The following is a 5,309-nucleotide window of genomic DNA, read 5'->3' on the forward strand; positions in this document are numbered from 1 at the left end:
TCTGGGCTCAGGCACGACCCTGATAGCCGCCGAGCGGGCGGGGCGCCGATTCCGCGGTGTCGAGATTGATCCGGCCTATGTCGATGTCGCTCTTGAGCGATGGTCTGCCCTGACGGGCAAGGAACCGCGCCTTGAAGAAAGAGAGGGGCAATGACGGACAAACCGACAAGAGGTAATCCGCCCGTCTCGGGGCGGTTCCGGAAAGGCCAGAGCGGGAACCTCAAGGGTCGCCCGAAATCGAAAGATGATACTCCCAAAACGTCTGCCATCGAAGTGATCCTGGACAAGACCCTCACGGTTATGCGGGGTGGCGCTCCGCGAGAGATCAGCATGGAAGAGGCCTTGCAGCAACAGACCCTTCAGCAGGCCCTGGAGGGGAACCGTTCGGCGCAACGCGAGGTGCGGAAATGGATTGCAAAACGTGAAAAATACTTTGCAGCAGAAAACCAGCGAAAATCTCCGCAAGTGGTGACGTCCAGGATAACAACAGATCCTGCCAATGCGGATGAGGCCCTGTTGCTCCTTGAAATTACAGCTCTTGATCCCAGGCGTCAGGACATTAAGGCAGATCGGCCACAGATGTTGCTCGAGCCCTGGTCGGTGCAGGCAGCGTTGAGCCGGCGTCGCGGGGGTCAGAAATTGACCGAAAAGGATGTCGCCGATATCCGTCGCTGTACACGGGATCCGGATAGTCTTCGCTGGCCAAAAGGGATAGAAGAATGATCGGTGATGGAGATTGCGATGATAGTAAGGCAGGGTATAAAAAGCCACCTGTCGCGACGCGATTTAAAAAGGGCCAGAGCGGAAATCCAAAGGGTCGTCCGAGGGGACGCCACAGGGAAGCGCCCTATGAGGCGGTAATGGGCCAGCTGGTGACGATCCGAGAAGAGGGCGTTGAGCGGAAAGTCACAGCAGCGGAAGCATTCATGCTGCAGCTTGCCAAGCGGGCGCTGGAGGGGGATATCTCGGCCGCCCGGTATGCCTTGACCGTTATCGCGGAAGGGAAAACACTGCGAGCCGCTAACGATCCGGGTGTCTCCGAAATTATCATAAACACGGTCTCTCCCGGGAGCGTCAACACGGCCCTCGAACCCTTGCGCATGGCCAAGACGCTTGATCAGTATAGGGACACCGCCCGCATGGCATTGGAGCCCTGGCTCGTTGAGGCGGCTCTCGAGCGTCTTGGAGACAATCATCTTACGCGTGAGGAGCAGCGCATCGTTGTTAAGGCCACGCGTACGCCCTGGAAGGTCAAGTGGCCGGACTGGTGGGAGGAAATGCCCTAGGGGCATTCAGGCTCATAACCTGAAGAACGTAGGTTCAAATTCGACCCTGCAGCCAAATGAAACGCCGCTAAGTCAATAACTTGGCGGCGTTTCATTGTTAACGACCCTCCCCAATAAATCATTAATGGACGCATATTGGAAGCTGCCGGGGGGGTCAAATCAAGCACTAAGCTCAGTAGAATGCGTATGGCATTAAAACGATTTAAAATTGTTGTATAATTAAAATATAAATTATAGCTTCAAATAAGCCACATTAAGAGGGTTGGATTCATAGAAAGCTACTTTCCTAATCATATGGAAATTTTAATTTTCAGACTGCTTGTGACAATAAAACATTGTTCAAAATAGTGCTGAGACTTTTGATTTAAAAAAATCAACATGGCAAAGGCGTGACATGCACATTGAAAAGTTGGTCGTAAAGAATTTTAAAAAATTCAGAGAGGCTGAGTTTGGTTTCAATTCTGATACAAATATTGTTGTGGGGGACAATGACAGCGGTAAAAGTACGTTATTGGAAGCAATTGAAATTTGTCTTAATTGTACGTTTCATGGTCGCCCGCTTGCAGGAGAATTAACCGCCGAATTTTTTAATAACGATTCAGTGAAAGAGTTCTTGGCACTTGATGACGATGCGAAAACCGCTGATCGTCTGCCCAGCATTCTTATCGAAGTCTATTTATCAGATGCCCCACCAGAATTGCGTGGCATAAATAACAGTGCTGGAGAGAATACAACGGGCATTTTTGTCGAGATTAAATTCAATCCAGATTTAGAGGCGGCGTATGGGCAGCTTTTGGCTGGAAACAAGATAAACTCCCTTCCAGTAGAATTCTATCTGGTGGATTGGTTTGATTTTGCGTGGGGGAAACTCAACAAATTTACAAAGCCAGCAAAAAACATATTTGTTGAGCCAGATAGAATACATCCCACATTTGGGAAGAATAAATACATCAATAATATTTTGAACGAATCTCTGGATGGTGCAGCCAGATCGACTCTTAATTTTGCGTATCGTCAAATCAAGACGCAGTTTGATAATGACGATGACGTAAAAGCTATAAATGACGGCTTGGATACGGACCATCGAATAACTTCAAAAGACCTCCAAATAACTACGGATGTGAAATCCAATGCCACATGGGAAAACAATCTCCATCTTGCCGTAGATGACGTGCCTTTTGCCCATATTGGAAAAGGGGAGCAAAGCCAAATTCAGATAAAACTCTCACTTCACAATAACGCTAACGAAGTAGATGTTGTGCTGATTGAGGAGCCCGAGAATCACTTGTCACACATCAATCTTGTGAGATTGATTGATTATGTGGAGCGCTTCCACGGAGGTAAACAGCTTTTCCTTACCACGCACAATTCATACGTCCTCAATAAGTTGAGCATGGGCAAATTGTGTCTCATCGGAGATGGATATACTCGATTAACCGATTTGGATAGAGACACGAACAAGAGGATTAAACGTCTGCCCGGATACGATACGCTTAGAATTGTCCTAGCTCAAAAAGCCATATTGGTTGAAGGTCCGTCGGACGAGCTAATTGTCAAAAAATTGTTCAAGGATGTTCATGACAAACTCCCTGAAGAAATGGGAATAGAGGTCATTGTTGTTAGCGGCTTGGGTTTCAAGAACTACCTAAATATTGCCAAAATTATCGGCACCCGAACACTAGTGATCAGAGATAATGATGGCGATTATCAAACAAATGTTGAGAACTGGTTCAAAGACTATCAAGATTCTGCTCATCTGACTGTATCTGCGCCAACCGACAATTGAATAGCCCCTAGATTTGTAGACACCTTGTCCGTTAAAAATGAGGCAAGGAGATGATTATGGGCAAGAGCAATTTCACGGAAGAATTCAAGCTGGATGCAATCAAGCAGATCACCGAGCGGGGGTATGCTGTTGCAGATGTATCGAAGCGTTTGGGTGTCAGCACACATTCGCTTTATGGCTGGATGAAGCGTTATTCCACACCTTCTGGCGATGCTGCGAAAGAAGATCAATCCGCCGAGATACGGCGACTAAAGCAGGAACTGGCGCGTGTCACCGAGGAGCGCGATATATTAAAAAAAGCCACCGCGTATTTCGCCAGGGATGCAAAATGAGATACGCGTTTATCAAAATGCATCGTCCGGTATTCACTGTCCGTGCGATGTGCCGGATGCTCCGTGTGCATCCGAGTGGCTTCTATGCCTGGCTGAAGCGGCCGTTCTGCACGCGGGCTATCGAGGACAAACGTCAGACGGAACTGCTCAAGGATGCGTGGCAGGACAGCGGCAAGGTCTATGGATACCGCAAACTGCACGATGATCTCAGAGATCAAGGCGAGACATGCTGTCCAAACCGGGTGGCAAGGCTGGCCAGAATGGCAGGTATCAAGGCTCAGATCGGCTACAAACGCCGCCCTGGCAAGTATGGCGGCAAGCCTTCAACTGCAGTCGATAATACCCTGGATCGGCAGTTTGATGTCGCAGCACCAGATAGCACATGGGTCACTGACATCACCTACATCAAAACCTATGAAGGGTTTTCCTATCTGGGCTTTGTCAGAAGAAAATAGCTTGTCGTCCTATTTGTCATTTTCTACTCTCCCTGAATGAAAAATCATAATCCATTTCGCTATTTTAAAACATCACCTGAGGTTATTCGTCTAGCTGTGATGATGTACGTCAGGTTTCCGCTTTCACTTCGCAATGTTGAAGACCTACTTCATGAACGGGGCATCGACATTTGCCATGAGACTGTGCGTTATTGGTGGAACCGGTTCGGTCCGTTGTTCACAAGTGAAATCCGTAAGAAGAGGATCCATCCGTCTCAAAATTATTCAAACTGGAAATGGCATCTCGATGAGGTTTTCGTAAAGATCAATGGTGAAACACACTATCTTTGGCGGGCGATTGACCACGAGGGGGAAGTGCTGGAATGCTTTGTTTCTAAACGCCGCGATCGCAAGGCAGCAATGGTTTTCCTTAAGAAAATCATGAAACGGTACGGAAAACCACGGGAAATAGTAACGGATAGATTACGTTCATATCGTGCCGCTATGAAGGCTATCGGAAATGCCGAGGTTCAAGAGGTTGGCCGATGGAAGAACAATCGCTGTGAAAACTCACACTTGCCATTTCGACGACGAGAGCAGGCGATGCTGCAATTCAGGCGCCTGCGAAGTTTGCAGAAATTTGTCTCTATTCACGCATCCGTCTACAACCACTTCAATCATGAGCGCCACCTAAACAACAGAGAAACATTCAAGCTTCAAAGAAATGCCGCACTGGTCGAGTGGCGGCAACTCAGTGCGGCATAATAGGAGTGTTTTATTGGCAAATTGCGTCAAACAGAGACGCAGTCGCATTCGTCTGACAGCACCGACTGCTGAACTCGCCGTGGCGATCAGCGACGTGGAAGTTGCAAAGGCCGCGCTTGAAGACGCCCTCGCCCAGTTCGGCGTGGAGAAGGTTCTTCTTGATCATCATGTGCTCAGAGCGCCATACGATGCCATCGTCGTCCTGCGCCACAAAGAGCTCGGTTCCGTTCTCAGTTCCGGCGACGTGCTTTTCACTTTAGTCGCTCCGGAGACCGTCTGGGCACTGGCCTATGTTGATGAAGCGGGCGCAGGTGATTTGCGGGTTAATCAGCCCGCTGAGGTTCGTTTGCGCTCTTTACCCCGGCAGATGTTCGAAGGCCATATAACCCGCATTGACATTGAAAGCGATCGTGTGAGTGAAGAGCGCCGCGTCTATATCGCTTGTGATCTCTGCCCGGAAAGCTTTCATCTCGGCGAGCAGGCCGAGATCTTCATTACGACCGGCACCCTCGACAAGGCACTTTTGGTGCCGGAAGCCGCAGTCGAACATTTCGACGGAACCAAAGGTACGGTCTGGACTGTTGAGGATGGTGAGCTGCACCGCCGTGATGTCGTCTTCGGCCAGAGAACTCTCGATTCCCGACTTGAAATTACCGATGGTCTACCGGAAGGGGCACGTGTCGTCACCGCACTTCGTCCGGGGTTG

6 protein-coding genes and 1 pseudogene are annotated in these 5,309 nt (G+C 49.2%); all 7 read left to right on the forward strand.

Annotation, left to right across the window (positions count from 1 at the left end; genetic code table 11):
- The coding region (locus tag LKE13_RS18980; protein ID WP_415776561.1) for a DNA methyltransferase at nt 1–154 on the forward strand (154 nt) is incomplete at its 5' end.
- Nucleotides 151–723 (forward strand): DUF5681 domain-containing protein, encoded by a 573-nt coding sequence (locus LKE13_RS18510; RefSeq protein ID WP_227953304.1) that lies wholly within the window; start codon nt 151–153, stop codon nt 721–723. The genes LKE13_RS18980 and LKE13_RS18510, both read left to right, overlap by 4 nt.
- Nucleotides 720–1,286: a DUF5681 domain-containing protein gene (locus LKE13_RS18515; RefSeq protein WP_227953306.1), complete on the forward strand. Its 567-nt coding sequence runs from the start codon at nt 720–722 to the stop codon at nt 1,284–1,286. Before LKE13_RS18510 ends, LKE13_RS18515 begins: the two co-directional genes overlap by 4 nt.
- 394 nt (nt 1,287–1,680) lie before the next feature.
- The gene (locus LKE13_RS18520; protein WP_227953308.1) at nt 1,681–3,072 is read left to right on the forward strand and encodes an ATP-dependent nuclease; all 1,392 of its coding nucleotides are present in this window, start codon (nt 1,681–1,683) and stop codon (nt 3,070–3,072) included.
- 56 nt (nt 3,073–3,128) lie between these two features.
- A pseudogene (locus tag LKE13_RS18525) lies at nt 3,129–3,847 on the forward strand (IS3 family transposase); the annotation flags it as partial.
- 48 nt (nt 3,848–3,895) lie between these two features.
- Complete coding sequence (locus LKE13_RS18530; RefSeq protein WP_227953310.1) at nt 3,896–4,603, forward strand: IS6 family transposase; 708 nt, start codon at nt 3,896–3,898, stop codon at nt 4,601–4,603.
- Nucleotides 4,604–4,616: 13 nt separating this feature from the next.
- A partial coding sequence (locus tag LKE13_RS18535) for an efflux RND transporter periplasmic adaptor subunit (protein WP_227953312.1) occupies nt 4,617–5,309 on the forward strand: 693 nt, incomplete at its 3' end.

This window comes from Sneathiella sp. HT1-7 (genome assembly GCF_020731145.1).
Taxonomy (GTDB): Bacteria; Pseudomonadota; Alphaproteobacteria; order Sneathiellales; family Sneathiellaceae; genus Sneathiella.